The following is a 25,608-nucleotide window of genomic DNA, read 5'->3' as shown; positions in this document are numbered from 1 at the left end:
CGGCAGCAGGGCAGCGCCCTTGAGCGGGCCCCGGAAGACCCGCCCGATCGAACTCCTAAAGCGGGTGTCGCAGGTTCGAATCCTGCCGGGGGCACCAGGCAAAACGGCCCGGAGCGATCATGCTCTGGGCCGTTTGACCGCACCGTCCGACGGCAACCGGGTCATGGACCGGACGTCGGCGCCTCGGCATCCGGTCCATGTGGCTGATCGCTTCCCGCTTCGTGTCGTCCGCCACGTGCGCGTAGGCCTCCGGCGTGATGCCGATCTGGCTCACGAACGCAGACGATCTTGCAGAAGGGCCCCAACCCTGCCGAGGCGTGCGGGTTGGGGCCCTGCTGTAAGAGGCGTGTACTGCCTGTTCAGGCTACCCGTCGAGGGCCTTGCGTCGGCGCATCCACCACATCAGGCCACCGCCGAGGGCGACGATCGCCGCGGCGATGCCGGTGATCAGGCCGATGGGGGTGTCGGAGCCTGTGTCGGCGAGGTCGCCGTCCGGGTCCGGCTTGTTCGCCGGCGGGGCCGTCGTACCGTCACCGGGGCCCGGGGTGGTGGGGGCCGGGGTCGACGGCTGATCGGTCGGCTTGTCCGTCGGGGTCGGGGTGGGGTTGGGGGTGGTGCCTCCGTCGTCGTCCTTCTGCCCGGCGCTGTTGCCGCCGAGGAGGAGCAGCCGCTCCCGCTCGGTGTCGTCGGTGAGTGCCTTCACCGAGGTCTTGGTCTGGCGCGGCAGGTGGCGGTTCTGGAGACGGAACTCGGCCTGGGTGACGTTCCGCTTGGGCTGCTTGGACAGGTCCACGCCGCCGATGCTGATGACCCAGACCTCTTCACCCTTGGTGAGCTCGTACTTGAACTCGCCCTCCTTGAAGACCTTGACGTACTTGTTGAAGACGTCGGTCTTCTTCCAGTCCTGGTGCGGGGCGCGGATCGGCCACTGCTCCACGTTGTTGCTGTTGATGATGGAGCGGTAGTCCGTCGGCCGCTGGGCGTCCTGCTGACGGACGAACTCGGCCGCCACGCGGGACTTGTAGACACGGCGCAGATCGGCGTACTGCGGGTACTCGTTGATCCACTTCTCGACCTCGGGCACGATCGTGCTGCGGAACACCCGCTCGTTGTGCTCGATCTCGGCCTTGGTCAGCGAGTCCTGGCAGGGCTTGCCGCCGCCGGGGCCGGGGGTGTTGACGTCGGCGTACTCGGACTGGAGCTTGAGCGGCGCGTCGAGGATGTAGATCCCGCCGTCCTGCTCACGGACCTTCGCCGGCTTCGGCTCGATCCAGTTCCGCATCGACGTCAGGCACGGCCAGCCGTTGACCTTGGACAGGCGGTCCCAGGTGTTCTTGCCGAGGTCCGTCTTGGGGTCCATGGCCTTGTAGAAGTCGTGCTTGAGCCGGAGGTCGGCCTCCAGCAGCACCCGGCCCGCGTCCGTGGACGCGAACTTGTCATCCATGATCGTGCCGGGGGTGTCCGGGTTGAGGTTCACCCAGAACTTGTCCGGCGTCAGAGCCAGCCACGTGAAGAACGCGTCCGAGGCCATCTGCGCCTTCGCCCTGCCGCCCCAGCCGACCGTGTCGTTGTCGGGGTCTTCCTTCGCGCCGAAGGAATAGTCCAGTCCCTTGCCTTTCACGGGCGTGCCGACGTACTGGAGTTCCAGGGTGGAGAAGTCGATGCCGCCCGGAGTGGGCATCTGGGAGATGCCAGGGATCCGGCCGATGCGCTGAAGGCGGTCGGCGAGCTGCTTCGGGTTCTCCGGCGACTTCTGGATCATGTCGTTGCCGCCGCCCCGGGAACCGGTGTTGGTTCCGGGCTTGGCGTTCATGTACGGATCGACACGACGCGTCGGGGTGTTCGACGTACCGCTCGGGGCCTTCTCGACCGCGTCCGCCTTGTACGAGATCCTCTTGACCCGGTCCGGGGCGATCTTCCGCAGATCGGTGTCGTGGTTCTTCGCGCCACCCTTCATCTCCCGCCCGTACGCGTAGGAGATCTTCTTGTCCTTGTGGTTCGGGTCCTTCAGCAGCGCCTTGTCCTTGGGGCGTTGCGTGGGGTCGGGCTTGTCGTTCGACTTGCCCTCGACGATCTCCCCGGTGCGCTGGTTGTAGGCGTCCGCACGCCGTACGTAGCGTTCCTTGGTGTCCGGGTCGATGACCTCGAACTCCTTCTCGCAGATCCAGTCCGGACCCACCAGGCCGAAGTCGTAGACGAGCTTGGCCATGTACGCCTTGCCACGGGGGTCGTTGCCGCCCTTGGGGATGTAGAAGTCATCCCGGTACGTCTCGAACGGCACCCCCTTCCACTGGGTCGTCTTCTGCGCCTTCTTGTAGTAGGCCCAGACCCGCCGCTTGTCACCCTTCTTGTAGTCGTCCGGGTTGTCGCTGATCTCGTTGAGCTCATCAGCGGTCGGCGCGGGCAGGCCGTCCCATTGCTTCTGCCCGTTGACGTAGTCGTACGAGTCGCGGTCCGCGTCCGGCCGGATGTACCCGTCGGCCGGGAGGCCGCCTTCCACGACGTCGGAGAAGTCGTAGAAATCCTTGTACTCCTCGTCGCACCGCTTGCCCTGCTTCAGCGGCGGCTTCACCTTCGCCTCGGCCTGGTCCCAGCCGGGGAGCCCGGTCAGCGAGACGGCGCCGGCGCAGGCCAGCGCGATCGCTGCCCGCGCCCACCAGCGGCGTCGGGAACGTATGTGTTGGGTCACGAAAACCCCCTGGGGGCCCCCAGGTCAGTCAGATTTCCTCGCGTGGCGCCACGGGCCCCCGTGGTCAGTCGGCGCCTGTGCGGGAGCATCCCACCCTAGGACCTCAACTCTCCCCGGCCGCCCTGGAATTACTTACGGCACACCGACAACTCACGTGCTATGCGGGATCTTTACGCCGCGCACACATGGTTCGCCTAGTCTCGGGGCATGGAGTGGACCGACCCGCGCGACATGGACGAAGACGAGTACGCCGAGTACCTGCGCGAAGAGAAGACCCGAGACCACGTCAGCGCCCACAATCCGGTACTGGAGAAGTGGCTGGAACAGCAGCGCACCGGATTCCCCGCCTGGGCGAAGGAACGCGCCGACCGCGGGCCGTGGGACTTCACCGTGGCTTCTCTCCCCCGGCTCGAAGCGCTCATCCGGGACGCGTTCGACAGCCCCGCTCAGGCCCGCAAGGTGATGGACACGCCCCTGGTCGCGGTTGCGGCCTGGTACCTCGGTGAGGTCCACAACCGCGCCTTCGGCACCCAGTGGCAGTTCCACCCCTCCTTCGCCGGCGACAACCCCCTCGACCACCGGCCGCACATCACCCTGCCCTGGGAACGCCGGGAGGAGTTCCACTACACCGACCCCGAGCACATCGAGGACGACGCGCGCCCGATCTACTCACCCACCGAGATCCTGTGCAACCTCCCCGCCCGGCCTGCGGATCAGGGCCTGCTGCACCGCATCAGCAGCCGGTGGGAGGTACCCACCTCCTGCGACGATTCGTCCTGCCGCTACCACCCCAACAGCTAGCCACTGCGCGAGCCACTGGCTGGGGCCGCCGCAGCCCGACGGGGCCCGGACCATAGGATCGTTCCGAGGTGCAGAACCGTGGAGGAGCCTCAGGTCCTGGATCGTTTCGAGGTGCAGGACCTGCGGAGGAGTCTCAGGTCTGTCTTGATCACGGAAATGCCGGGCCGACACGGGAGCCGTCCATGTGGGAGACCGTCTCGGTCCTGGTGCTTCTCGTGATCGTCACCCAGCCCCTCCTTCGCCGGATACAGAAGCGATGGCGCAGCGTGCGCATGTCCCGGACGGTCGCCGCGCTGAACCGCGGGGAAACCGTCCACATCCGGTGCGCCGCGCGCTTCCGCAACTCCGGCGGAGGTCGACGCCGTGCTCACCTGACGGTGAAGCCCGCCGGTGTCTTCGTTTCCACCGCAGACGGCACCGTCTCGAAACTGCGGCTCGGAACTCCGGACACCCAAGTCACCGCCGTTGCCGAGCTGTCCATGCTGGTGTGCGACGTGGCCGGGCGGCAGCTCGAGGTTCTGCTTGCGGCCGGGGAAGACCACCTCTGGGAGGCCGTGGCGGCCCGTCTCCCGGACCGCGGCAACAGCAACCCCGCCGCTGCCAGTCGTTCCGAGACCCGCACGGGCACGGCAGGCACGCACCCCAAGACTTGAGCCGACGGTCACTCACGGCGAACGCCAGGATCGAGTGCTTCTCCGACGGTCCGGACCGTCTGACACGGCACCCTCCGCACAGGCCCTTGCTGTTCAGCCCCCGGCGGGCAGGAGTTGGACCAGGCCGACCCAGTTCTCCTCGTCCGCCTTGGTGTGGACCGCGCGAACCCTCCAGCGGCCGGCGGCCAGGGGAACCGGCGCCTGTGCGGGCAGCCCCCCATCCGGATACTCCACTTTCAGGTCAGCCCCTGCCTCGGCAGAATCCATGAGCACCGCGGGACCATCCGTGACCCACTCCCCGCATTCCTCCCACTGCGTGGCGGGATCCGCGAGGACCGCTTCGGCCGCAGCCCTGAGCCCGGCTTCGGAGCCGGCGGCACGCCAGCGCAGGAAGACGCGATGCTCGGGCAGGTAGCACGTCGTGGACGGCTCGTCCCCCAACACCACGGCCTGCGCCCCGCTCTCGCTCACGGCGATCACGCCGGCAAGATCGTTCACCGCGCAGGCCCTGTCGTAGTCGTCCACATCGGTCGCGTCCCCCGCGACCATCCCACTCCCCGTGCATCCGTGCCATGCATCCAGCGCCGAGACGGGGACGACGATCAGAGGCCCGCCCATCGACTCCACCCACACGGGCGGACGGTGGGACGTAGGGGCTGCGATGGACGAGGATTGGCTCATGGCGCCAGAGTGCCCGCAGGCACCGACAATGCCCCCTCGGCAGACGCCTGTCGGCCGCGTTCAAGGTCCGGGCGGGGTGGCGCAATCCAGCCCTAGCAGGACGGCCTTCGGCGCGCAGAGCCTGCTCTCGACATCCCGCCGCGGCGGGTCGGCCGGGTCAGAGCCAGGACCAGGCCGTTGGTCACCACGAAGTAGCCCGGATGCACCCAGCCCTCCTCCTTGGACAGGAGCCCCGGCCCCTCCTCACGGCACAAATGGCGCATGAAGCGTTCGTACGCCGGACCGCCGGCTACGTGCAGCAAGGGGGCGATGAGCACGGCACCGATCCAGATGCCGCACCGCAGGGCCAGTTGAGAACGTCCGTCTATGCGTACAGGACGTCGTATGGCCCGGCACTCACCCGGCTGATACGGATGAGAACCGGTGAGCCGTCGTTTCCCTGCCGTTCAGGGCGTCACTGATCTCCCGAAGGCGCCCTTGCGGCAGAGCGAAGGCGTTGTTCGGGTTTCGGTAGGAGTGCCCTCCGTCGTTGATCACGACGCCGTCCGCCTGCCTCCAGTGAGCAGGTGTCCATTGGCCCTGGTTCTCAAGGAGCATCCTCGCCACCTCGGCGGGCTCCTCGATCACGGTGAGGGCGGCGAGCGCGGCGGTGAGGGCCGTGACCGCGTCGTCGGGAAGCAGCGCGTCGCCGAGTGTGGGGAAGAGCAGCAGGAGACGGGCGTGGGCGTCGTCAACGTCCCCTGTCGCCGACTGCCGGGCAGCGGACAGTAGTTCCGGCCAGGCCATGCCGGGCCCCATGAAGTGACCGTCGTCCACAGCAACGGTCTCCACTGCCGGCCACGCCGGGTGATGCATCAGGTAGTCCACCCCGTGCTCTCCCGCGATGTTGCGGTAGACCACGTGGATCGTGTGCCCGGATAGCAGAGGCACGCTGAACACCGGCCACTCGCGCTCGGCGCACAGCACGCGACACAAGTCCATGGCCGCGTCCCAGTCGGCACCGAACGCGGCTCGTGCCGCGTCCTCACCTCGCAAGCAGGAACCGAGGTGAACGGGCCAGAACAGCGGGTCGTCCAGGTAGACAGAGCCCTGCACCAGAGGGCCGTCTTTGTATCCGGGGATCTGCAGCACGTGAGGATGATGGCATGGCGGACAGCCCCCTCCCTGACCACCTCCAACGGACTTGGCAAGCGGGCGCGCGGCCGGCGCCGGCGGGTCACTCCTGGCCATCGGCGGAGCCTGGCCGTCGGTGAGGTCCCGGGTTCGCCCCGGGCCGCCCCCGGACACCCCCCGCTCTACTGCCAGGTCGCGTTGTCCGGGTCGATGCCGTGGGCGCGCGCGGCGGCGTCGACGATCTGGCGGAACCACGTGGCCAGGCCCGTGCGGATGCCGTCGTAGTGGGCGGCGAATCCCGGATCGGCCTCGTACCTGCGGCCGAGGCAGACCTGCATCTGTCTGGTGAGGGGAAAGTACGAAGCGAAGACTTCGCGGTGCCGCTCGACGAGTCGGTTCGCTGCCGGGCTTCCCGGTGTCACACCGGCGTCCATCGCCTCCCCGAGCGCGCGGTCGAGGTCGGCCTGGGCGTCGGCGACGGCCTGCCATTCCTCCGGACCGCGAGAGGCCGAGCGTTCGGCGTACTGCTGCCATTGCGCCGTGTCTCCGTAACGCCGACGGGCTTGGGCGGGCCAGTCCGGGTCCCACCGGGGGCCGAAGATCGCGGCCTGCTGCTCGACGGTCAGCAGCAGGCCGCGCTCGTGGGCGTCGATCATCCGGTCCAGTCCGTCGCCGAGCTGCTGGAGGCGGTCGATCCGTTCGGCAACCTGGGTGCGCTGCGCCCGCAACGCTCCTGCCGCGTCTGCGGTCGAGTCGTCCAGGATGTCCCGGATCCTGTCCAGGCCGAGATCGAGTGCGCGGTAGACGACGATGCGGCTCAGGCGTTCCAGATCAACGGCGGTGTAGAGCCGGTATCCGGCAGCCGTGCGCAGCGACGGTCGCGCCAGACCGATCTCGTCCCAGTGGTGCAAGGCGCGGACTGTCACGCCCAGCCGGCTGGAGACCTGACCGACGGTCAGGCCATCGGCGTCGGTGGCATCAGGCATGCTCCTCATTGTCGCCGGTGCCGCCGGTGCCGCCGTTGCCGCCGGTGCCGCCGGTGCCGACGCGGCCGCCGCCCGGCGGTGTGATCCCGATGGCTTCGAGGTTCCGTGCCTCCTGACTGTCCGGAACGAAGGGCTTCGCCGCGGTGAGGACGATCCGTGCGTTCTCGGGTGTGATCACCTCCACGTCGCGGGTGTTCCAGGGGGTGTCCCGTGGACCGTCGACCGCATTCGGGCGCAGTGCGCGGCAGGCCTCGACAAGGGAATCGACCTGGCTGAGCACGCACGCGAAGCTGACGCTGATCGCCGGTGCCTCCTCCGGAACTCTGTCCGCCTGGACGAGGAGTACGTCCTGGAACGCCCACCGGCGCAGATGCACCAGCGTGCCGGGGATGCTGAAGAGCTCGAAGAATCCGAGCCCACGGGTCCAGAAGTCCACCGACGCCACCACGTCGGTCGTGGGGATCGTCACGAAGGCCGGCATTCCGTAGATGCCACGGAACGGCTCCGGCGGTACGGCATCCGGGCCGGGGGCGGGCACAGGACTCGTCTCGAACGCGTTGTAGTAGTCGCTCATGCACACCACCCTTCAGCCTCACGCAACGTGAGGGTCAAGCCCGCTCCGTGAGGGGGCGACAGAAACACAAGGTTCCGGTTGTTCTGTGCATGGCCCGGACCGCGCGAGCCCTGGAAGCCTCCCCCCACCGAACCGTCACGTACCGACAGAGGGGAACGCTCCATGCGGATGACCAGTTGGGGCACGAGAGCTCTTCTCGCCGTGGTGCTCTCGGCCACGGCGGGCGCCCTGCCCGCCGTGGCGAGCACGCAGGCCGGCGTCGGCGGGCGCCACGCCGGCACGACGTACTTCATCGACTGCGGCTCAGGCTCCGACAGCGCCTCCGGAACGTCACCGGGCTCCGCCTGGGACTCGCTGGAGAAGGCGAGTTCCGTCCCGTACGGAGCCGGTGACCGGATCCTGTTCCGGCGCGGCAGCACCTGCGACGGTGTGTTCGCCCCGACCGGGTCCGGAGCCGAAGGCGCACCGGTCAGGGTCGACGCGTACGGGAAGGGCGCGAAGCCGCGTATCCGGGGCGGCGGCGCCCGTGCCGCCGTCCTGCTGGAGAACGTCGAGCAGTGGGAGCTGCGCAACCTCGACGTCTCCAACAAGGGCGCGGCACCGGGGCCGACGGAGCGCCGCGCGGGCATCCTGTTCCGTCTCACGGACTTCGGCACGGGCGAGCACTACGTCGTCGACGACGTGGACGTGCACGACGTCAACGGCTCCGACCACAAGGACCCGGATCCGTCGGGCGGCATCCTCTTCGTCGTGCGTGGCACGGCGACCCCGACCCGCTTCGACGGGATCACGGTGACCGACTCGACCGTCCGGCACGTGGACCGGACCGGCATCTCCACCGCGTCCAGCTGGGGCAAGCGTCCTGAACACCCCCACAGTGGCGCACCGGGCTGGGCGCCCAACACCGACCTCACGATCCGCAACAACAAGGTGATCGACGTCGGCGGCGACGGCATCGTGCTCCAGCACGGCCACCACGCACTCGTCGAGCACAACTACGTCGACGGGTTCAACATGCGCTCCGCCGGCTACAACGTCGGCATCTGGGCATGGAACTTCGACGACGCCGTCTACCAGTACAACGAGGTCACCGGCGGCCACGGGACGCTCGACTCACAGGCGTTCGACTTCGACGGCGGGAACAACCGCAACGTCTACCAGTACAACTACAGCCACGACAACCAGGGCGGCTTCCTGCTCGTCTGCAACGCCACCGGTATGGCGTCGGCCGACAACGTCTTCCGCTACAACGTGAGCATCGACGACCGCAACACATGGAGCCCGCCGTACGGCGTCATCTCCGTGGTCTGTCCGGCCGCCACGACCAACACACAGGTCTACAACAACACCGTCGTGACCGACGAGACGGGCACGGCCATGGTGAGCGACAACGGCAAGGGAGGGGTCACCTTCCGCAACAACATCTTCGTCAGCACCGCCGAGGGCGGCTCCCCCATCGTCGACACGCTCAACGCCTACGACCACAACCTCTACGTGGGCGTGGGCGCCGTACCGGCGAGCGACGCCAACGCCGTCACGGCCGACCCGGAGTTCCTCGACGGCACCCCGGAGAGCCCGCGCGACCTGCGGCTGCATCCCGGCTCCCCGGCCCTCGGTGCGGGCACGCCGATCGAGAACGCCGGCGGGCACGACTACTTCGGCAACCGCCTGCACGGCACGACCGACATCGGCGCCCACCAGCGCCCCGGTTCGCGGTAACCCTTCTCCGAACGCAGGAGTGCCGCCGGCCCGTGGCCGGCAGCGCTCCTGTCGCACGGGGCGGGATGCGGACGTACGTCGTGTCTAGGCTCCTCGCATGGTGAATCACGACTGGCGGACGGATCGGATCGGCAGTGCGCTGCGAGGGGAGAACCCGGCTGTGATGCGGCGCCTGGACGCCGGGTTCGCGGTGATCGGGGATGTGCAGTTTCTGCCGGGGTACTCGGTGCTGTTGGTGGACGATCCCTCGGTGGAGCGGCTGTCCGATCTCCCGAAGCTCAAGCGGCTGGCCTTCCTGTCCGACATGGATCGGCTCGGAGAGGCGGTCGAGCGGGCTTGTCGGCGGAGCGACAGCGACTTTCGGCGGGTCAATCTGGAGATCCTGGGGAACACCGACGGCTTTCTGCACGCGCACGTCTGGCCGCGGTTCGGGTGGGAGCCGGACGACCTGGTGCGGATGCCCGTGTGGCTCTATCCCCGCGACCGGTGGAGTGACGCGCGGTACGCGCTCGGGCCGCGGCACGACGCGCTGCGTGCGGCGATCGGGGACGAGTTGGACTGGCTGCGCTCGGCGCGCTGACCCCGGACCGGACCGCGCACCGCGCCCCGGCACGCCCTATGCCTGGCACGTCAGACGCATCTGGCCCGCCGCGTGGTGGGCCTGGTCCCGGGTGGGGGGCCCGCCCCAGTCCTGGCCCCGGTCGACGAGGCGGACCGTGAAGGTGGGGGTGCGCAGGGGGTGGTGGCCCGTGGGGACGAGGGAGCCCGGGTTGTCGACCTGGTCGACGGTGAACGTGGCGTACGGGGTGCCGTGCGCCAGGAGTTGGTACACCGACGGGTCGCCGGCCGCGTCCTGCGGGCGGGGTGGGATCGGGACGTGGACCGCGAGGTCGCACGTGCGGTAGGCGGGGCCCACCTCCCACGTCCACGTGGCCGAGTTGTCGTGGTCCCTCGTCGCGCTGCCCGACATCGGGAGCGCCGAGAAGCGGCCGTCGCATCCCCCGCCCCGGAAGCCGCCCGTCCGGACCGTGTACCAGCCCTCGAAGCCGTCCGCGTACCGGCCCGACTCGGTATATCCGCCGCCCGCACAACCCGGGCCCGCCCACACCTCGTAGTGGGGCGGGGAAGGGTGGGAGGAGGAAGAGGGGGGAGGCGCCGTCGTGGTCGGGGGCTCGCTGCTCGGAGACGACGTGCTCGGGGCCGGTGCGCCCGGGAACTCCGTCGGGCCGTTTCTCGTCGGAACCGTCCGTATCGGCGGATCGCCCTCCGCAGCCGCCGGAGGCGGGTCGTCCGCCCCGGCCAGCGACACGACCACCGCCAGGCAGCCCGCCGCCGCGACGGCCGCCAGCGCCACCGCGCGGCCGGGCCGGCGCCGCCTGATGCGTATACCCGCGCCCACGCACTGCCGGCAGCCCATTCCCGGCAGCGGGCCCCTGCCCACACCGCCGCACTTTTCGCATGCCATAGCGGCACACCCTAAGGCCGACTCAGCGGAGTTCCTCCGGGCATGCAGTGCCCCGTGGGAAGAACTTGTACGGCGCCGCCAGCCGGTACACGCCCGCCTTCGGCGCCACCAGCTCCGTCCACTCGTCGCCCTCGACGTCCGCCTCCGTCTTGAGCAGGCAGCCGTACTCGTTCAGGAAGACCTTCGGCAGCTCCGTCGGCGACGCCTCGCGCGCCGCCTTCGACGCCTCCGTCTCCTCCGGCGGCTCGATCTTGCCGCCGTTCTCGTCGAGGAGCGCCAGCCACGGCGAGTACGGCACCCGGATCAGTACCCGGCCCGGGCTGTCGACCTCGATGACGACCTCGTTCGCGCCCGCCCGCCGTACCTTGGCAGGCGGGTCCGCCAGCGGCGCGGGGTCGTCGACCTCGTACAGCCGCCAGTTCGCGTCGGACCAGACCTGCTTCAGATACGGCAGGCCGTCCGCGACGAGCTCCGCCTCCCGCTCCGCGCCCGAGTCCGGCGCCCCGGTCGGCAGGACCACGTAGTGCACGGCCCAGCGGTCGAGCCAGTCCTGGTAGTTCGTGGCGTTCAGGGTGTCGTCGTAGAAGAGCGGATTGCGCTCCATGTCCGCCTGCCGGTTCCAGCCCCGCGCGAGATTGATGTACGGGGTGAGGGCAGACGACTCGCGGTGGCTGGAGGCCGGTACGACCTCCACCCGCGCCTTCTCCGCCCCGCGGACCTGCAGCTGGTTGATCAGCGGTGCCACCTCACGCGCCCAGGACGCGTCCGGGGCGGTACGGATGACGTCGTCGACGCCCTTGAAACCGATCCAGAAGTTCAGGCCGACGAAGGCGAGCACCACCGCGTACCAGCGGCGCGAGCGCGGCACCGTGTACGGGAGGGCGGCCAGCAGCACCACTCCCGCGAAGAGCATCACCAGGCGGGAGACGTTCGAGCCGATCTGGGAGTCGATCAGCCAGGTGAGGAGCGTGCCCGCCGAGTAGACCGCCGCGCCCGTACGCACGGTGCGCCATTCACTCGGTACGAGAACGAGGACGAGGACTCCGAAGAGGAACGGCAGCGAGGTCGAGGCCAGCGACATCGGCTGCGTGCCGGAGAAGGGGAACAGCCAGGACGACAGCGCGACGACCAGCACCGGCGCGAGGCCGAGGGCGTACGCGCCCGGGCGCCGCTTGTTCAGGAAGAGCGCGGCCGCCGCGACCCCGAGGAAGAGGCCGGCGACCGGGCTGCACGCGGTCGCGAGACCGGCGAGCGGGGCGGCGACCGCCGCCTTCGCCCAGCGTCGGTGGCGCCAGCGGTACGGCCAGCAGAACACGGCGGCGACCGCGCCGAGCGCGAACATCATGCCGAGCCCGAACGTCACCCGCCCCGACAAGGCGTTGCACAGGAACGCGAAGACACCGGCCAGCGAGCACGCCAGCGGATTGCGGACCGCCCGCACCCGCACCAGGATCAGCGCCGTGAGACCGGCCGAGACCGTGCCGGCGATCATCATCGTCGTACGGACGCCGAGCACCGACATCACGTACGGAGAGATCACGCTGTACGAGACGGGGTGCATCCCGCCGTACCAGGCGAGGTTGTACGCGGAGTCCGGGTGGCGGCCCACGAACTCGGCCCACGCGTCCTGCGCCGCGAGGTCGCCGCCGCTGTTCGCGAACAGGAAGAACCAGAGGATGTGGGCGAGTGCGGCCACCCCCGTCGCGATCATGACGGGGTAGCGCCGCTTGCGCCGCAGCGGCCGGGGACGGGGTGCCGTCTCGGCCGGCGGCCGGGGCGCCGGGAGGTTTATTCGCGGGGATGAGGGGGCTGGCAGCCGCGCACCCTCGTCTGCGCGTGTCGGCTCGGCGGTGGTCACTCGCGGCCCTCTCCCGTGCTGCCTCTCGCGCATGTCTCGATGTCCGGAACGCTAACAGCTGGGCACCCCGGAGAACCGGGGTGCCCAGTCGAGTCAGCCCAGACGGGTCAGCTTCTTGTCGAAGCCCGGTTCCACCAGGTCGGACTGGAGGGCGACCGGGGCGCTGACCTTGCCGGTGCCGGTGCCGATCGACACCTGGCCGACGACGTCGCCCGCCTTGCCCGTGTGCGGCACGCCCTTGCCGTCGTCGGTGAGCTCCAGGTCCACCTTCAGGCCCGGCCAACCGATCGCCTTGAGCTCCTTGGTCGCGATCACCGGAGTCGTCCCGCCGAGACCGTCGTCGATGTGGCCGACGACCTGGCCCTTGCGGACCACGGCGGCGGAGGTGACGTCCTTCTGCGCCGCCTGGATCAGCTTGAGGCTGTAGTCGATCGACAGCTGGAGCTTCTCGTGCAGCAGCTTGGCGTCCTTCGCCCCCATGACGATGCCGAGGATCCGGCGCTGCTTGCCGTCGATGACGGTGTTCGCGGCCCAGAGCAGGTTGCCGCCGGCAGGCGTCGAGGAGCCGGTCTTGATACCGCTGACACCCGGCTCCAGCACGATGTTGTTGTTGTTCTCGATCTGACCGGGGATGCCGTCGACGGTGAGGTTCGGCATGTTCACGATCTCGCGGAACACGTCGTACTGCATGACCGCCTTCGCCAGCTTCAGCTGGTCCTGCGGGGTGGAGACGGTGGTGGACTCAAGGCCCGACGGGTCGGTGTAGACCGAGTCCGTCATGCCGAGGTCCTTCGCGGCGGCGTTCATCTTCTCGACGAACGCGGCCTCCGAACCGGCGTCCCAGCGGGCGAGCCGCCGGGCCACGTTGTTCGCGGACGGAATCATGAGCAGCTGGAGCAGCTCCTTCTCCGTGTACGTCTGGCCCTCCTTGACCGCTGCCGTCGACTCGAACTCGGCGCCGGCCTCGTCCGCGGCCTTCTTGTCGATCTCGATCTCGGGGCCGGTCTCCTTCCCCTTGATGGGGTGGTCACGGAGGATCACGTACGCCGTCATCGTCTTCGCCACGCTCGCGAGCGGGGCGGGCTTCTGGGCCCCGTACGTACCGAGCGAACCGACGCCCTCGACCTCGGCCGCGCCCTGCCCCTCGGTGGGCCACGGCATGTTCAGCTCGCCGCCCTCGAAGGTGAAGGTGGGCGAGGCGGTGAGCTTCAGGGTGGGGGGCGGGAGCGGTCGGACGAACTGTACGACTGCAAAGATGATCAGAAGAAGAATGACCAGCGGGGTCCAGATCCGGACGCGCCGCATGGTGGTGCGCATGGGGGTCTGCGGCGGGGGCGGGGTGTTCGTGAGCTCCGCGAGCAGGTCGAGCGGGGGCAGCGGCGGCATGGGCTGCTGCTTGGTCCGCTCGGCCTCGGTGAGCGACGGCGGGGGCGGGGGCACGGGGGTCCTCGCCCCGGGCACCTCGGCTTGCGGGGCCCTGGCCTCGGGAGCCTTGGCCTCAGGGGCCTTGGCCTCAGGGGCCTTGGAAGTGGCGGCATCGGCGCGGAGCGGTACGAACGTGCTCGGGCGCTCGGCTGCGGGCTTCGGGGGCGCGGGGGGCTCCGGGAGCGGCGGGAGCTTCAGCGCGGTCGTCGGCTGGTCCACGACGGGCGGCCGTACGGCCCTGAACATGGTGGTGGGCTGGTCGACGGGAGACTCATCGGCCTCGGGCTGGTCGGCGGCCTCGGGCTCGTCGGCGGCCCCGGGTGCGTCTTCGGGCTCGATGTCCGCCTGGGGCTCGTCCTCGGCAAGCTTGCGCGCGGCGAACCAGGAGTCCCGAGCCTTCTCGGCCTCACGGTCGGCGTCGGTGTCCGCGTCGGCGTCGGTGTCGGTGTCGGCGACGGTGTCCGCGTCGGCCTCCGCGACCTCCGCGGCCGGCTCGTCGCCGTCCGCGGGCGCGTCGTCGGCATCGGTGCCGTCGGCCTCGACCTCGTCCGCTACGTCCGTCTCGACCTCGGCCTCGGCCTCGGCCTCGACCTCGGCGGCGGTGTCGCCCTCCGCCTCGTCCTCGCCGTCGGCGTCAGCCGCCTCGTCGGCTGCCTCGACCGACTCCCCGCCGGCCGCACCCTCCCCGTCGCCGGAGGCGACCCACGCCGCCACCGCCGCCCGCAGACGGTCGCCCTCGGGGGCCTCATGAGGCGCCTCGCCCTGAGACCTCGCGTCCTCGGACACGCCCTCCTCGGACACGGCCTCCTCGGACACAGCATCGGAGGACGGCGCGTCGTCCACCGAGGTGCGCGGCGTCGGGGTCTTGAAGACGGCCGTCGGCTGGTCGACCTGGACCGGCGACGCCGTCGCGGCACCCGCCGTCGAACCCGTGGACCCCGTCGACGAGGACGAAGACTCACGGAACACGGACAGCCGCGGATCCCTGCCGCCGCCACCCGCAGAAGCCTCCTGCGAAGACTCCTGCTGCTCCGCCTTGTCGGGGGACTCGCCCGCCACCGTGCCTCCTCCATGCGTCATGCGTACGTCCGAACCGTGTACCAGTGTCCTGTGTGAACCCGTTGGCCCCCGTGCTAGACGAGAACGACATACCTACTGGTTCCCGTACGAAGCACCCAGGCGCTCTCGACAGATGAATGTGAGAGGGGTCACCCTGTGACTCATCCACGCGGGGAGGCATGGATGGGCAGGAGCCGCAGAACAATTCCGGAGGAGCTTCTGCTGCTCGCTCTGGACCCGGCCACGGGTACCACAGCGCAGCCGCAGTCGCTCGACCTCGGCCTCGCCGGAGCACAGCTAGTGGAGCTGGCTCTGGCAGGACGGATAGCCCCTGACGGGGATCGTATCGCCGTGGTGATGCCACGGCCGACCGGAGATCCGACTCTGGACTCCGCACTGGAGCTGCTGCGCAGGCGTGGCAGTCCGGTTCGGGCGGTCCACTGGATCGGCGGGCCCCGACTGGGGCTGCGCCAGATCTATCTCGCTCACCTGGAGCGCTGCGGCATGGTCCATGCCGTGGAGGGCCAGATGTGCGGGGTTTTGCCGACGACTCGCTACCAGGCGACGGAGACGGCGATCAGCCGGGACATCAGGGCCCGGCTGGACAGTGCGATCCGCACCGGCGTACCGCCGGACCCGCGGACCGCGGCGCTTGCGGCACTGGCCCACGCGGTCGGTCTCGGCAAGCACCTGTACCCGGGGAACGAAGGACGGTCGTCGCGGTCTCGGCTGCGCGATCTGATCCGACACGACCCCATGGGCGGACTCGTGGCGCACGCCGTGATGGACGTCCAGAACGGTGTGGCCGCACAGCCGCGCCGCAGTGCCCCGGGCGGCGTTCCACAGCAGCCGCGCCGCGGGAGCATGGCGCGCGCCGCCGTGCACTGAGTTCCACGAGCTCGACCGGATCCTCGAGTTCCACCGGATCCACCTGATCGACCGGATCCGTTCCGGGAGCCGCACACGTGCGTTTCCGCGTTGCCCCTGCGTTGTCGTCATTTCCCAGCGCACACCACACCTTTGGTGGCAGTCTGCCAAGCAGTAGATACTCACAGCTACGCAGCCGACAGCCGGAGGTGCAGTTTCCGTGGCGTCCAACGTCAACCCCACCGTCAGGCGACGCCGATTGGGCCAGGAGCTGCGCCGGCTCCGGGAAGCGAAGAACATGACGGCCGAGCAGGTCGCCGAGCGTCTCCTCGTCTCCCAGTCGAAGATCAGCCGCCTCGAGAACGGCCGTCGTTCCATCAGTCAGCGCGATGTCCGCGACCTCTGCGGGGTGTACGAGGTCGAGGACGAGCGGGTCGTCGAGTCGCTGATGCAGATGGCCAAGGACTCGCGCCAGCAGGGCTGGTGGCACGCCTTCGGTGACATCCCGTACAGCGTCTACATCGGCCTGGAGACGGACGCCGAAAGCCTGCGGGTGTACGAGCCCCAGATCATCCCCGGCCTGCTGCAGACCCATGGCTACGCGGAGGCCGTGATCAGCGGCGCGCTGCCGGAGTCGAACCCGACCGACATCGACAAACGGGTCACCGTCCGCACCCGGCGCCAGGACCGGATCAAGGACGGGGAGCGACCGCTGCGCCTGTGGGCGGTCATCGACGAGGGCGCGCTGCGCCGGTTGGTCGGCAACAAGCAGCTGATGATCCAGCAGTTGGAGCATCTCGTGGAGCAGTCGCAGCTGCCGCATGTGACGGTGCAGGTGCTGCCGTTCGAGATGGGCGCGCATCCGGGCATCAGCGGACATTACGCGATCCTGGAATTCCCGGATACGTCCGACTCCAGCGTCGTCTACATCGAGGGTGTGACGAGCGACCTCTATCTGGAGAAGGCCCAGGATGTCGCGAAGTACAGCGTGATGTACGAGCACCTGCGGGCACAGGCCCTGAATGTGGAGCAGACCCGGGAGTTCATTTCGGACATTGCGAAGAGCTACGCCGCGGGGTGAGAACGGCTGGGTGAGAGCCGCCGGTTGAGAGTGGAAAGCGGCGGCCCTTCCGAATTCTCCGATTCGGCCGTGAAAGCAGCCATTCGGCCGGGGCCGCCGCCGAAGAGGCCCGTACGGTACACCCCGGACTCGTGCCAACGGAAGCACAGTTGGAATATGCCATCCGGTCGGGTGAACGCCGCCCCCACGCGGCGGGGCCGACGAGTAGCGTCGATCACGCCAGCATGAGTTGGCGCGACACCTACTGGCAGAACCGGAGTGAAGAACATGGCGATTATTCAGGGCGCTACGGACACCTGGACGAAGTCCTCGTATTCCGGCGGGAACGGGGCCTGCGTCGAAGTCAAGTCTCCCGTCGTGGCCGCGATCGCGGTCCGGGACTCCAAGGCCCCCGAGGGTCCGTCCATCGCTTTCGGCTCGGCCTCGTGGAACGCCTTCGTCGGTGAAGTGAGCAACGGGGCGCTCTGAGCCCGCGTGTCCCGAGCACCACATGTCGTACGGAAAGAGCCCTCTCGACCGGTCCGCCGTCCTGGCCGAGGGGGCTCGGCCATGTCCTCAGCGCAACTGGTCCACGTACCGGTCCGTGCCCGGCACCGTCGGAATGAACGGCGCGACCAGTTCGACCCGCCCCCACTCGCCGCCGACCGTGTCCAGGTCGGCGAAGTGCTCCGCCCAGCAGGCGCGCGGGTCTCGCTCCAGGAACCACAGCAGGGTCAGCCGGGTGTCGACCCCCTCGACCTGCTTCACGTACGTCATACGGTCCCCGGGCAGCGGCGTCGGCCGGAAGACGGTGACCATCGCGGCCGGTGATCCGGCGAGACGCCTCGGGAGCTCGCTCGACCGCAGTCGTTCGAGCAGCTCGGCCCGCTGCTCCGGCCCCTCGGCGTCGACGACCTGGAGGACCAGGCCGGCGTAGGGGTGGTCGAGGGCGTGGAAGTCCCGCGGTCCGGCCGCCCCGTCGCGGTACACGGTGGCCTCGTGGTCCTGGAAGCTCGTGAAGACATGCGTACGGTCGCGATAGACGCGGGCGTCGCGGTTGAGCCGCTTGTTGATGGCGACGGTCCACTTCATGTGCTCGTCGTAGCGGCCCTCGGTGACCCAGTACGTGGAGAGGTAGCAGCCGGCCGTGACGGGCTGGGCGACCGCGGACTTCTCCGGGGTGCGCAGTTCCTGGAGGTCGCGGGTGGCGACCCAGCGGCGGCCGGCGAACATCCAGGGCATCGCCATCGCGCCCGCGTAGTAGTGGTCGTCCTCGTACCAGCGGTTGTAGGCGTACTCGTGGCCCGGGTGCGGTTCGACCATCGTGATCAGTGCGTGGCCGGGGTCGACCCCGTACGGCCCGACCGCCGCCAGCTCCGCGTACGTCTCGTCACTCATGCCCGTACCCCTTCCCTTGTCCTTCGAAGGCTCCTACTCTGACGGGTCGTCAGATCGATGGCCAGAGTCGGGAGGCACCCGGATGCTGCTTCAGGGAAAGACCGTGGTCGTGTCGGGTGTCGGCGCCGGACTCGGCCACCGGATCGCCGAAACCGTGGTGCGGGACGGCGGGAACGCGGTCCTCGGCGCGCGCACCGAGGCGAACCTCGCCAAGTCGGCGGCGGAGATCGACCCCGGCGGGCGGCGGACCGCCCACCGGGCCACCGACATCACCGACGAGGCGCAGTGCGAGGCTCTGGCCGCGCTGGCTCTGGAGCGGTTCGGCGCGATCGACGCGGTGGTCCATGTCGCCGCCTGGGACAGCTACTTCGGTGGGATCGAGGACGCGGACTTCGCCACCTGGCAGGGGGTCCTGGACGTCAATCTGCTCGGCACGCTGCGGATGACCCGGGCCTGTCTGCCGGCACTGAAGGAGCGGGGAGGTTCGGTGGTCCTGATCGGCACGCAGTCGGCCGTGGCCGCGCCCTCGCAGGTGCGGCAGGCGGCGTACGCGGCCTCGAAGGGGGCGTTGACCTCGGCGATGTACTCGATGGCGCGGGAGCTGGGGCCGCACCGGATTCGGGTCAACACCGTGCTGCCGGGGTGGATGTGGGGCCCGCCGGTCCAGGCGTACGTGCAGTTCACCGCGCATACGGAGGGGGTGGCCGAGGACGAGGTGCTGGCGCGGCTCGCGGAGCGGATGGCGCTGCCCGAGCTGGCGACGGACGGGGACGTGGCGGAGGCGGCGGCGTTCCTGGTCTCGGACCGGGCGCGGGCGATCACCGGGCAGTCGCTGCTCGTCAACGCGGGAGAGTTGATGCGGTAGTACCCACGGGCGGAGACCGGGCCGCACGGTACGCGACGGCGTACCGTGCGGCCCTTTTTACCCCCATCTGAGTTCAGAGATATGAACGCAGGTCATCAAGAGGAACGATTTTACTTGCTCTTGACCCTCCACCGCGTTGTCCTGGCCCTCCAACTCACCACACCATGAACGGCGTTCACAAGGCGGACCGGACCCCTGGAGGGGGCTCAATGAACAGTCTCGACTGGGCCGTGCTCATCGGCTACTTCGGCGTGATGGTCGCGATCGGCGTCTGGTCCCACAAGCGCGTGGACAACGTCTCCGACTTCTTCACCGCCGGCGGGAAGATGCCCTGGTGGCTCTCCGGCATCTCCCACCACATGTCCGGCTACAGCGCGGTGATGTTCACCGGATACGCCGGCATCGCGTACACGTACGGTGTCACGTCCTATGTCACCTGGTCCTTCCCCATCGCGATCGGCATCGCCATCGGCGCCCACCTCTTCGCGCCCCGCCTCAACCGGCTGCGCTCGCGGCTCCATGTCGCCTCGCCGCTGGAGTACCTGAAGAACCGGTACAACCTCCCCACCCAGCAGGCTCTCGCCTGGTCCGGGGTGCTGCTGAAGATCGTCGACGTGGGTGCGAAGTGGGCGGCGATCGCCACCCTGCTCTCCGTCTTCACCGGGATCTCCCTCAACCAGGGCATCCTCATCACCGGCGTGATCACCGGCATCTACTGCACCGTCGGCGGTCTGTGGGCCGACGCGCTCACCGAACTCGGACAGTTCATCATCCAGTTCTTCGCCGGGATCGCGATGCTCGTCGCCGTCATGGCGAAGCTGGGCGGCTTCAGCGCCCTGTGGACCGTGTGGGACCGGCCCGAGCTCCAGGGCCACACCGCGCCGACCGCCGGCCCGTACACGATGACGTTCCTGCTCGCGTATCTCTTCATCAAGACCTTCGAGTACAGCGGCGGCATGTGGAACCAGGCCCAGCGCTACATGGCCACCCCCAGCGCCCGCGAGGCCACCCGCTCGGGCCGGCTCTCCGCGGTGCTGTGGTTCGTCTGGCCGCTGGTCCTCTTCTTCCCCATGTGGGTCGCGCCGCTGCTCGTCGACCCGAAGAAGCCCGACGCCTCCGACAGCTACGCCCTGATGACCGAACAGCTGCTGCCGCACGGGCTGCTCGGCCTGGTCATCGTCGGCTTCTTCTCGCACACCATGGCCATGTGCTCCTCCGACGCCAACGCCATCGCGGCCGTCTTCACCCGCGACATCGCCCCCGCCATGAGCAAGGCGGCCCGCAGCTGGACGCAGCACGCCGGACTGATCGCGGCGCGCTGGTCGACGATCGCCTTCCTCGGCCTCTCGATGGCGGTCGCCACCCAGGTCAACTCCCCTGCCTTCAAGGACATCATCACCGTCGTCATCAAGTGGGTGGCCGGACTGATGGGACCGATCGCGATCCCGTTCATGCTGGGCCTGCTGAAGACCTTCCGGAAGTCCGGCCCGACGGCCGCACTCGTCTCCTGGGCGGCGGGCCTCTTCGCCTTCTGGCTGACCAACTACGGACTGGACGGCATCGAGCTGCAGATCCAGATCGTCTCGCCGCTCACCACCTCCCTCGTCCTCTACATCCTGATCGGCTTCGTCAAGCCGGAGGACACCCCGGAGCGGGACGCGGTCCTGGACCGGATCAACTCCGACGACGGTGGCGCCGCCGTACCCCCGCAGGCCGCGGGCGACCGCGCCGGTCAGCCCCTCGGGTAGCGGGCCAGCCAGCCCGGGTGCGACTCCGAGGGGCTGTGCAGGGCGGCGCCCTGCGTCATCTCCATCGCGAAGTCGTCCGCGATCTCGAGGATCGTGGAACGGCCCTCCAGTTCGGCCAGCCAGGCCGGCGGGAGGGCCGTCTCGCCGTGCAGAGCGCCAAGCAGGGCGCCGGTGACGGCTCCGGTCACGGCGGAGGGGCCGTCGTGGTTGACCGCGAGCCGCAGACCGTGGCGGATGTCCTCGCCGACGAGGGCGCAGTAGACGGCGGCGGCGAGCTGGCACTCCGCCCGGTCCTCGTCCGCGCCGAGATCGGTGACCCGGCCCGCGTTCGGCATCCCCTGGCGTACGGCTCCCAGGGCCTGCTGGAGCGCGGCGGTGACGGGCTCGTGGCCGGGGCGCGGGGTGAGCTGGGCCAGCGCCCGCTGCACCGAGCCGTCCACGCTCTCGCCGCGCGCGAGCCCGTGCACGACGACGGCGAGCGCGCCGGCCGCCAGATACGCGGCGGGGTCGCCGTGCGTCTGCGCCGCGCACTCCACGGCCAGCTGGCACACCAGCTGCGGCTCCCAGCCGACGAGCAGCCCGAAGGGCGCCGAGCGGACCAGGGCCCCGGAGTCGGTCGCGTCAGGGTTCTTGGGCTTGTCGAGGGTGCCGAGGACGTCGTCGCCCAGACCGGTGAGGCAGGCGCGCGAGGGGTCGCGGCGGGCGTAGAGCCACTCCTCCCGGGCCAGCCACCCCAGGTCCGTACGCCGCTCGTCGGGGCCCCAGTCGCGCTGGGTGGCCGCCCAGCGCAGATGGGCGCGGTGGACGTCGGTGGGCGGGTGCCAGGCGCCGGTGTCGCGGCGGACCTGGGCGCGTATCAGCCCGTCGACGGTGAAGAGGGTCATCTGGCTGGCGGCGGTGACCGCGCCGCGTCTGCCGTACACGGGGACCGGCTCGGTGAGCCCCTCGGCGCCGTGGGAGGCCCGGATCCCGTCCAGGGAGAGCGTCGCGACACCCGCGCCGAAGGCGTCGCCCACGGCCCCGCCGAGGAGACAGCCACGGACCCGGGCCCGGAAGTCCTGCTGTTCGGCGCGGCCCCACACGGCCGCAGCGCTCGTGGTCACGACATACCTCCCCCGGAAACCCTCGGCGCACAGATCTCGCAGCACTGTAATCGACCGGGTTCGCGCGTTCGCAGTGCGGAACGTTATGTGGTCGGACGCCCTTCGGGCCGGGTTTGATCACAGTTCACCCGAGCTCACGGCACCGATCCGTCCGCGCCGGCGTTCCCGTGCAGCCCTCTCCCCCACGCGGCGGAGGCGGACCCTCCCCTCGGCTGACGTCCGGCGACACGGGAGGCGGCGATGCTCGACGGGACGTGCCGTACTCCTCGATCGGAGCCCCATCGTGCTGAAGTACTCCCTGCGGGCCGCCGCCCTGCTCGCGCTGGTCGCCGCCGTCGCCGCGCCCATCGCCGTCGCGGCGCCCGCCCCCGCCGAACCGGCGCCGGCGAACGCACCCCTCCGTTCGTCCCTCGAGGGCGACGCGCGGATGGCCTATGCCGAAGCCGACGAGGCGGTCCGGGTCAGTGTGGACGCCCATGCCGCGTTCGGCCCCGCCAGCCTCCCCATCCGCTCCTGGGGCACTTTCCGCATCTCTCACGAAATCGACGGGATCATCCACTGGGGCGAGTTCAAGGTCGACTGCCTCAGCACCGGCGGCCCCACCGCCACCGTGACGGGCCGCCTGGTCCGCACCAGCCCCGGCCACATCTGGGGGAAGGTGCTGGAGCCGAACACCCGTATGGGCGTGAGCTTCTACGTCCCGGAGAAGGGTGGCGAGGCGCGCATCGGGCTCTCCGGGGCCACGTTGAAGGGCGAGCCGCTCCTCACGAAGTGCATGGCGCCGGCCGCCGACGCCCGCGTGATCGAGGGCGGCTACACACTGCGCGACCGCCGCTAGCGCCTGTCCGGTGGATCGGGGTCGGCCAGGCCGCCCCTGTCCGGTGGATCAGGGTCGGTCGGGCCGCGGCGTCCGGTGCGTGGGGGTCTCCCTAGTCCCCCAGCACCGGCAGCAGCTCCGGCAGGTGGCCGTCCGAGGCCTGTGCCGTGCGGATCCGCTCCTCCGCCACCTCGCCGTACAGCGTCGTACGCGGGCGGGACGGCCTGCCCGCCGCCTCCGCGATGCCGACGAGGTCGCGGATCGAGCGGTACGAGCCGTAACCGGAGCCCGCCATACGGGAGATGGTCTCCTCCATCAGCGTGCCGCCGAGGTCGTTGGCGCCCGAGCGGAGCATCTCGGCGGCGCCGTCCGCGCCCAGCTTCACCCAGCTGGTCTGGATGTTGGGGATGTGCGGGTGGAGCAGCAGCCGGGCCATGGCCGTGACCGCGCGGTTGTCGCGGACGGTCGGGCCGGGGCGGGCGATGCCCGCGAGGTAGACCGGGGCGTTGGTGTGGATGAAGGGCAGCGTCACGAACTCCGTGAAGCCACCGGTCTCCTGCTGGATACGGGACAGCGTGCGGAAGTGGCCGAGCCAGTGCCGGGGCTGGTCCACATGCCCGTACATCATCGTCGAGGACGAGCGGATGCCCAGCTCGTGGGCCGTCTTCACCACCTCGATCCAGGTGGCCGTCGGCAGCTTGCCCTTGGTGAGGACCCAGCGGACCTCGTCGTCGAGGATCTCGGCGGCCGTGCCGGGGATCGAGTCGAGCCCGGCCTCCTTCGCCGCCGTCAGCCACTCACGGATCGAGAGCCCGGTCCGGGTCGCACCGTTGACGACCTCCATCGGCGAGAAGGCGTGGACGTGCATGCCGGGCACGCGTTCCTTCACCGCCCGCGCGATGTCGAAGTACGCGGTGCCGGGCAGGTCCGGGTGGATGCCGCCCTGCATGCACACCTCGACCGCGCCGACGTCCCACGCCTGTTGGGCGCGGTCGGCGACCTGCTCGAGCGACAGGGTGTACGCGTCCGCGTCGGTGCGCCGCTGCGCGAAGGCGCAGAAGCGGCAGCCGGTGTAACAGACATTGGTGAAGTTGATGTTCCGCGTGACGATGTAGGTGACGTCGTCGCCGGCCACCGCGCGCCGGACGTCGTCCGCGATGCGGGTGAGCGCGTCGAGCGCCGGGCCCTCCGCGTGCAGCAGCGCGAGGGCCTGGTCGTCGGTGAGCCGGGTGGGGTCGTCGGCGGCGACCGCGAGGGCTTCCCGTACGTCGGTGTCGATGCGCTGCGGGACCATCCCGGGGGCCGCGGCCTCGCGCAGCGCCTCCCAGTCCCCGTACACCTCGTCGAAGTCGTCACGGCGGTCGTGGGTGCGGCCCGTGGTGTCGATGGTGCGGTGCAGGTCGGTGCGGCCGGCGGCCGTGAACGCCTCGTCCGGCTCCTGCCACGGCAGTCCGCGCACCGGGGCGTCCGGGTTCGCGAGACCCGTCTCGGGGTCGGCGAGCGCGCGGACGTGCGGAAGCAGCCGCGGGTCGAGCCAGGGCTCTCCCCGGCCGACGAACTCCGGGTAGACACACAGCCGTTCGCGCAGCTCGAAGCCGGCGGAGCGGGACTTCTCGGCGAGGGCGTCGATCTGAGGCCAGGGCCGCTCGGGGTTCACATGGTCGATGGTGAGCGGGGAGACCCCGCCCCAGTCGTCGATCCCGGCGCCGATCAGTCGTCCGTACTCCTCGTCGACGAGGTTCGGCGGTGCCTGGAGGCAGGCGGAGGGGCCCATGATGTGCCGCGCCACGGCGATCGTGGCGACCAGGTCGTCCAGTTCGGCGTCCGGCATCCCGCGCATCGCCGTGTCCGGCTTGGCGCGGAAGTTCTGGATGATCAGCTCCTGGATGGAGTGGTAGGCGCGGGAGACGCGGCGGAGCGCGAAGAGGGACTCGGCCCGCTCCTCGTACGTCTCGCCGATCCCGATGAGCAGCCCACTGGTGAACGGCACGGACGACCGGCCCGCGTCCTCCAGGACCCGCAGCCGCACGGCCGGCTCCTTGTCGGGGGAGCCGTGATGCGGGCCGCCGGGCTCGGACCACAGCCGGGTCGCGGTCGTCTCCAGCATCATGCCCATGGACGGGGCGACGGGCTTGAGCCGCTGGAAGTCCGTCCAGGAGAGCACGCCGGGGTTGAGGTGCGGGAGCAGTCCCGTCTCCTCCAGGATGCGGATCGCCATGGCCCGTACGTACGCGAGGGTGTCGTCGTAGCCGTGCGCGTCGAGCCACTCGCGCGCCTCGGGCCAGCGGTCCTCGGGCTTGTCGCCGAGCGTGATCAGGGCTTCCTTGCAGCCCGCCTCGGCACCGCGGCGGGCGATGTCGAGGACCTCGTCGGGGGACATGAACATCCCGTGCCCGGCCCGGCGCAGCTTGCCCGGCACGGTGACGAAGGTGCAGTAGTGGCATTTGTCCCGGCACAGCCGGGTGAGCGGGATGAACACGCTCTTCGAATACGTGATGACACCGGCCCGCCCGGCGGCCTCGAGGCCCGCGTCCCGCACCCGTCCGGCGGACGCGGCGAGATCCTCGAGGTCGGCGCCCCGGGCCTGCAGCAGCACGGCGGCCTCGGTCACATCGAGCGCAACCCCGTCCCTGGCCCTGCGGAGGGCGCGGCGCATGGCGTTCTCGGTGGGCCGTTCCGCCTGCCCGGGCTGCTGATCCGTCATGGCACGAGCATACGAGCGGCCCA

At 69.9% G+C, this 25,608-nt stretch carries 22 protein-coding genes and 1 tRNA gene; 11 read left to right on the top strand and 12 right to left on the bottom strand.

All coding sequences use genetic code 11. The features are described 5' to 3' along the window. Positions 1–15 precede the first annotated feature (15 nt). Positions 16–97 (top strand) — tRNA-OTHER (locus ACZ561_RS36235). A 267-nt stretch (positions 98–364) separates the two neighbouring features. On the opposite strand, the gene ACZ561_RS36230 is transcribed toward ACZ561_RS36235, so the two are convergent. Continuing rightward, the gene (locus ACZ561_RS36230; protein ID WP_471003718.1) at positions 365–2,689 is read right to left on the bottom strand and encodes a hypothetical protein; all 2,325 of its coding nucleotides are present in this window, start codon (positions 2,687–2,689) and stop codon (positions 365–367) included. Between the two features lie 207 nt (positions 2,690–2,896). Here ACZ561_RS36230 and ACZ561_RS36225 point away from each other — a divergent pair, with 207 nt between their 5' ends. Both ACZ561_RS36225 and ACZ561_RS36220 read left to right on the top strand, forming a co-directional pair. Next, positions 2,897–3,490, top strand: coding sequence for a hypothetical protein (locus ACZ561_RS36225; RefSeq protein WP_471003716.1), 594 nt, complete (start codon positions 2,897–2,899; stop codon positions 3,488–3,490). A 215-nt stretch (positions 3,491–3,705) separates the two neighbouring features. Beyond that, the gene (locus ACZ561_RS36220; protein ID WP_471003713.1) at positions 3,706–4,143 is read left to right on the top strand and encodes a hypothetical protein; all 438 of its coding nucleotides are present in this window, start codon (positions 3,706–3,708) and stop codon (positions 4,141–4,143) included. A gap of 93 nt (positions 4,144–4,236) precedes the next feature. Here ACZ561_RS36220 and ACZ561_RS36215 read toward each other — a convergent pair whose 3' ends face one another. The 5 genes from ACZ561_RS36215 to ACZ561_RS36195 all read right to left on the bottom strand — a co-directional run bounded on the left by ACZ561_RS36215 (position 4,237) and on the right by ACZ561_RS36195 (position 7,497). Next, on the bottom strand, positions 4,237–4,761 hold the full coding sequence (locus ACZ561_RS36215; protein WP_471003735.1) for an Imm21 family immunity protein: 525 nt from the start codon (positions 4,759–4,761) through the stop codon (positions 4,237–4,239). A 155-nt stretch (positions 4,762–4,916) separates the two neighbouring features. After that, positions 4,917–5,087: a hypothetical protein gene (locus ACZ561_RS36210; protein WP_471003710.1), complete on the bottom strand. Its 171-nt coding sequence runs from the start codon at positions 5,085–5,087 to the stop codon at positions 4,917–4,919. Positions 5,088–5,220: 133 nt separating this feature from the next. Continuing rightward, the gene (locus tag ACZ561_RS36205) at positions 5,221–5,955 is read right to left on the bottom strand and encodes a hypothetical protein (RefSeq protein WP_471003707.1); all 735 of its coding nucleotides are present in this window, start codon (positions 5,953–5,955) and stop codon (positions 5,221–5,223) included. A gap of 164 nt (positions 5,956–6,119) precedes the next feature. Next, positions 6,120–6,923, bottom strand: a complete 804-nt coding sequence (locus tag ACZ561_RS36200; protein ID WP_471003705.1) for a MerR family transcriptional regulator — start codon at positions 6,921–6,923, stop codon at positions 6,120–6,122. Beyond that, a complete protein-coding gene (locus tag ACZ561_RS36195) occupies positions 6,916–7,497 on the bottom strand; it encodes a VOC family protein (RefSeq protein WP_471003702.1) in 582 nt (193 codons plus the stop codon). The genes ACZ561_RS36200 and ACZ561_RS36195 overlap by 8 nt, the downstream gene beginning before the upstream one ends. Before the next feature lie 162 nt (positions 7,498–7,659). Here ACZ561_RS36195 and ACZ561_RS36190 point away from each other — a divergent pair, with 162 nt between their 5' ends. Together ACZ561_RS36190 and ACZ561_RS36185 are read left to right on the top strand one after the other, a co-directional pair. Beyond that, positions 7,660–9,216, top strand: a complete 1,557-nt coding sequence (locus ACZ561_RS36190; RefSeq protein WP_471003699.1) for a right-handed parallel beta-helix repeat-containing protein — start codon at positions 7,660–7,662, stop codon at positions 9,214–9,216. A gap of 100 nt (positions 9,217–9,316) precedes the next feature. Then, the gene (locus ACZ561_RS36185; RefSeq protein ID WP_471003733.1) at positions 9,317–9,796 is read left to right on the top strand and encodes a diadenosine tetraphosphate hydrolase; all 480 of its coding nucleotides are present in this window, start codon (positions 9,317–9,319) and stop codon (positions 9,794–9,796) included. 36 nt (positions 9,797–9,832) lie between these two features. Here ACZ561_RS36185 and ACZ561_RS36180 read toward each other — a convergent pair whose 3' ends face one another. From ACZ561_RS36180 to ACZ561_RS36170, 3 genes are all read right to left on the bottom strand, one after another. Next, positions 9,833–10,615: an adhesin gene (locus ACZ561_RS36180; RefSeq protein WP_471003696.1), complete on the bottom strand. Its 783-nt coding sequence runs from the start codon at positions 10,613–10,615 to the stop codon at positions 9,833–9,835. A gap of 88 nt (positions 10,616–10,703) precedes the next feature. Continuing rightward, on the bottom strand, positions 10,704–12,392 hold the full coding sequence (locus tag ACZ561_RS36175) for an MFS transporter (protein WP_471003693.1): 1,689 nt from the start codon (positions 12,390–12,392) through the stop codon (positions 10,704–10,706). Between the two features lie 240 nt (positions 12,393–12,632). Then, positions 12,633–15,044, bottom strand: coding sequence for a D-alanyl-D-alanine carboxypeptidase family protein (locus ACZ561_RS36170; RefSeq protein WP_471003690.1), 2,412 nt, complete (start codon positions 15,042–15,044; stop codon positions 12,633–12,635). Positions 15,045–15,206: 162 nt separating this feature from the next. Here ACZ561_RS36170 and ACZ561_RS36165 point away from each other — a divergent pair, with 162 nt between their 5' ends. The 3 genes from ACZ561_RS36165 to ACZ561_RS36155 all read left to right on the top strand — a co-directional run bounded on the left by ACZ561_RS36165 (position 15,207) and on the right by ACZ561_RS36155 (position 17,439). Further along, positions 15,207–15,911, top strand: a complete 705-nt coding sequence (locus ACZ561_RS36165; protein ID WP_376443311.1) for a GOLPH3/VPS74 family protein — start codon at positions 15,207–15,209, stop codon at positions 15,909–15,911. Between the two features lie 199 nt (positions 15,912–16,110). After that, positions 16,111–16,971 carry a helix-turn-helix domain-containing protein gene (locus ACZ561_RS36160; protein ID WP_471003686.1) on the top strand — a complete coding sequence of 287 codons (861 nt, stop codon included), beginning with the start codon at positions 16,111–16,113 and terminating at the stop codon, positions 16,969–16,971. Between the two features lie 267 nt (positions 16,972–17,238). After that, on the top strand, positions 17,239–17,439 hold the full coding sequence (locus ACZ561_RS36155) for a DUF397 domain-containing protein (RefSeq protein WP_137988782.1): 201 nt from the start codon (positions 17,239–17,241) through the stop codon (positions 17,437–17,439). An 87-nt stretch (positions 17,440–17,526) separates the two neighbouring features. Here the strand turns inward: ACZ561_RS36155 and ACZ561_RS36150 are convergent, their stop codons facing one another. After that, positions 17,527–18,348 (bottom strand): hypothetical protein, encoded by an 822-nt coding sequence (locus ACZ561_RS36150; RefSeq protein WP_471003683.1) that lies wholly within the window; start codon positions 18,346–18,348, stop codon positions 17,527–17,529. An 82-nt stretch (positions 18,349–18,430) separates the two neighbouring features. Between ACZ561_RS36150 and ACZ561_RS36145 the strand changes: the two genes are divergently transcribed. After that, positions 18,431–19,213 carry an SDR family oxidoreductase gene (locus ACZ561_RS36145; RefSeq protein ID WP_471003681.1) on the top strand — a complete coding sequence of 261 codons (783 nt, stop codon included), beginning with the start codon at positions 18,431–18,433 and terminating at the stop codon, positions 19,211–19,213. Positions 19,214–19,422: 209 nt separating this feature from the next. Then, a complete protein-coding gene (locus ACZ561_RS36140; protein WP_471003678.1) occupies positions 19,423–20,961 on the top strand; it encodes a sodium:solute symporter family protein in 1,539 nt (512 codons plus the stop codon). Here ACZ561_RS36140 and ACZ561_RS36135 read toward each other — a convergent pair. After that, the gene (locus ACZ561_RS36135) at positions 20,946–22,064 is read right to left on the bottom strand and encodes an ADP-ribosylglycohydrolase family protein (RefSeq protein ID WP_471003675.1); all 1,119 of its coding nucleotides are present in this window, start codon (positions 22,062–22,064) and stop codon (positions 20,946–20,948) included. The genes ACZ561_RS36140 and ACZ561_RS36135 overlap by 16 nt on opposite strands. A gap of 283 nt (positions 22,065–22,347) precedes the next feature. Between ACZ561_RS36135 and ACZ561_RS36130 the strand changes: the two genes are divergently transcribed. Continuing rightward, positions 22,348–22,902 carry a hypothetical protein gene (locus ACZ561_RS36130; RefSeq protein ID WP_471003672.1) on the top strand — a complete coding sequence of 185 codons (555 nt, stop codon included), beginning with the start codon at positions 22,348–22,350 and terminating at the stop codon, positions 22,900–22,902. A 91-nt stretch (positions 22,903–22,993) separates the two neighbouring features. On the opposite strand, the gene ACZ561_RS36125 is transcribed toward ACZ561_RS36130, so the two are convergent. Further along, entirely contained in the window at positions 22,994–25,585 is a 2,592-nt protein-coding gene (locus tag ACZ561_RS36125) for a bifunctional FO biosynthesis protein CofGH (protein WP_471003669.1), read from the bottom strand. Positions 25,586–25,608: the final 23 nt, after the last annotated feature.

Source organism: Streptomyces sp. NPDC039609 (genome assembly GCF_055596705.1).
This window is presented reverse-complemented; position numbering and strand designations above follow the sequence as displayed.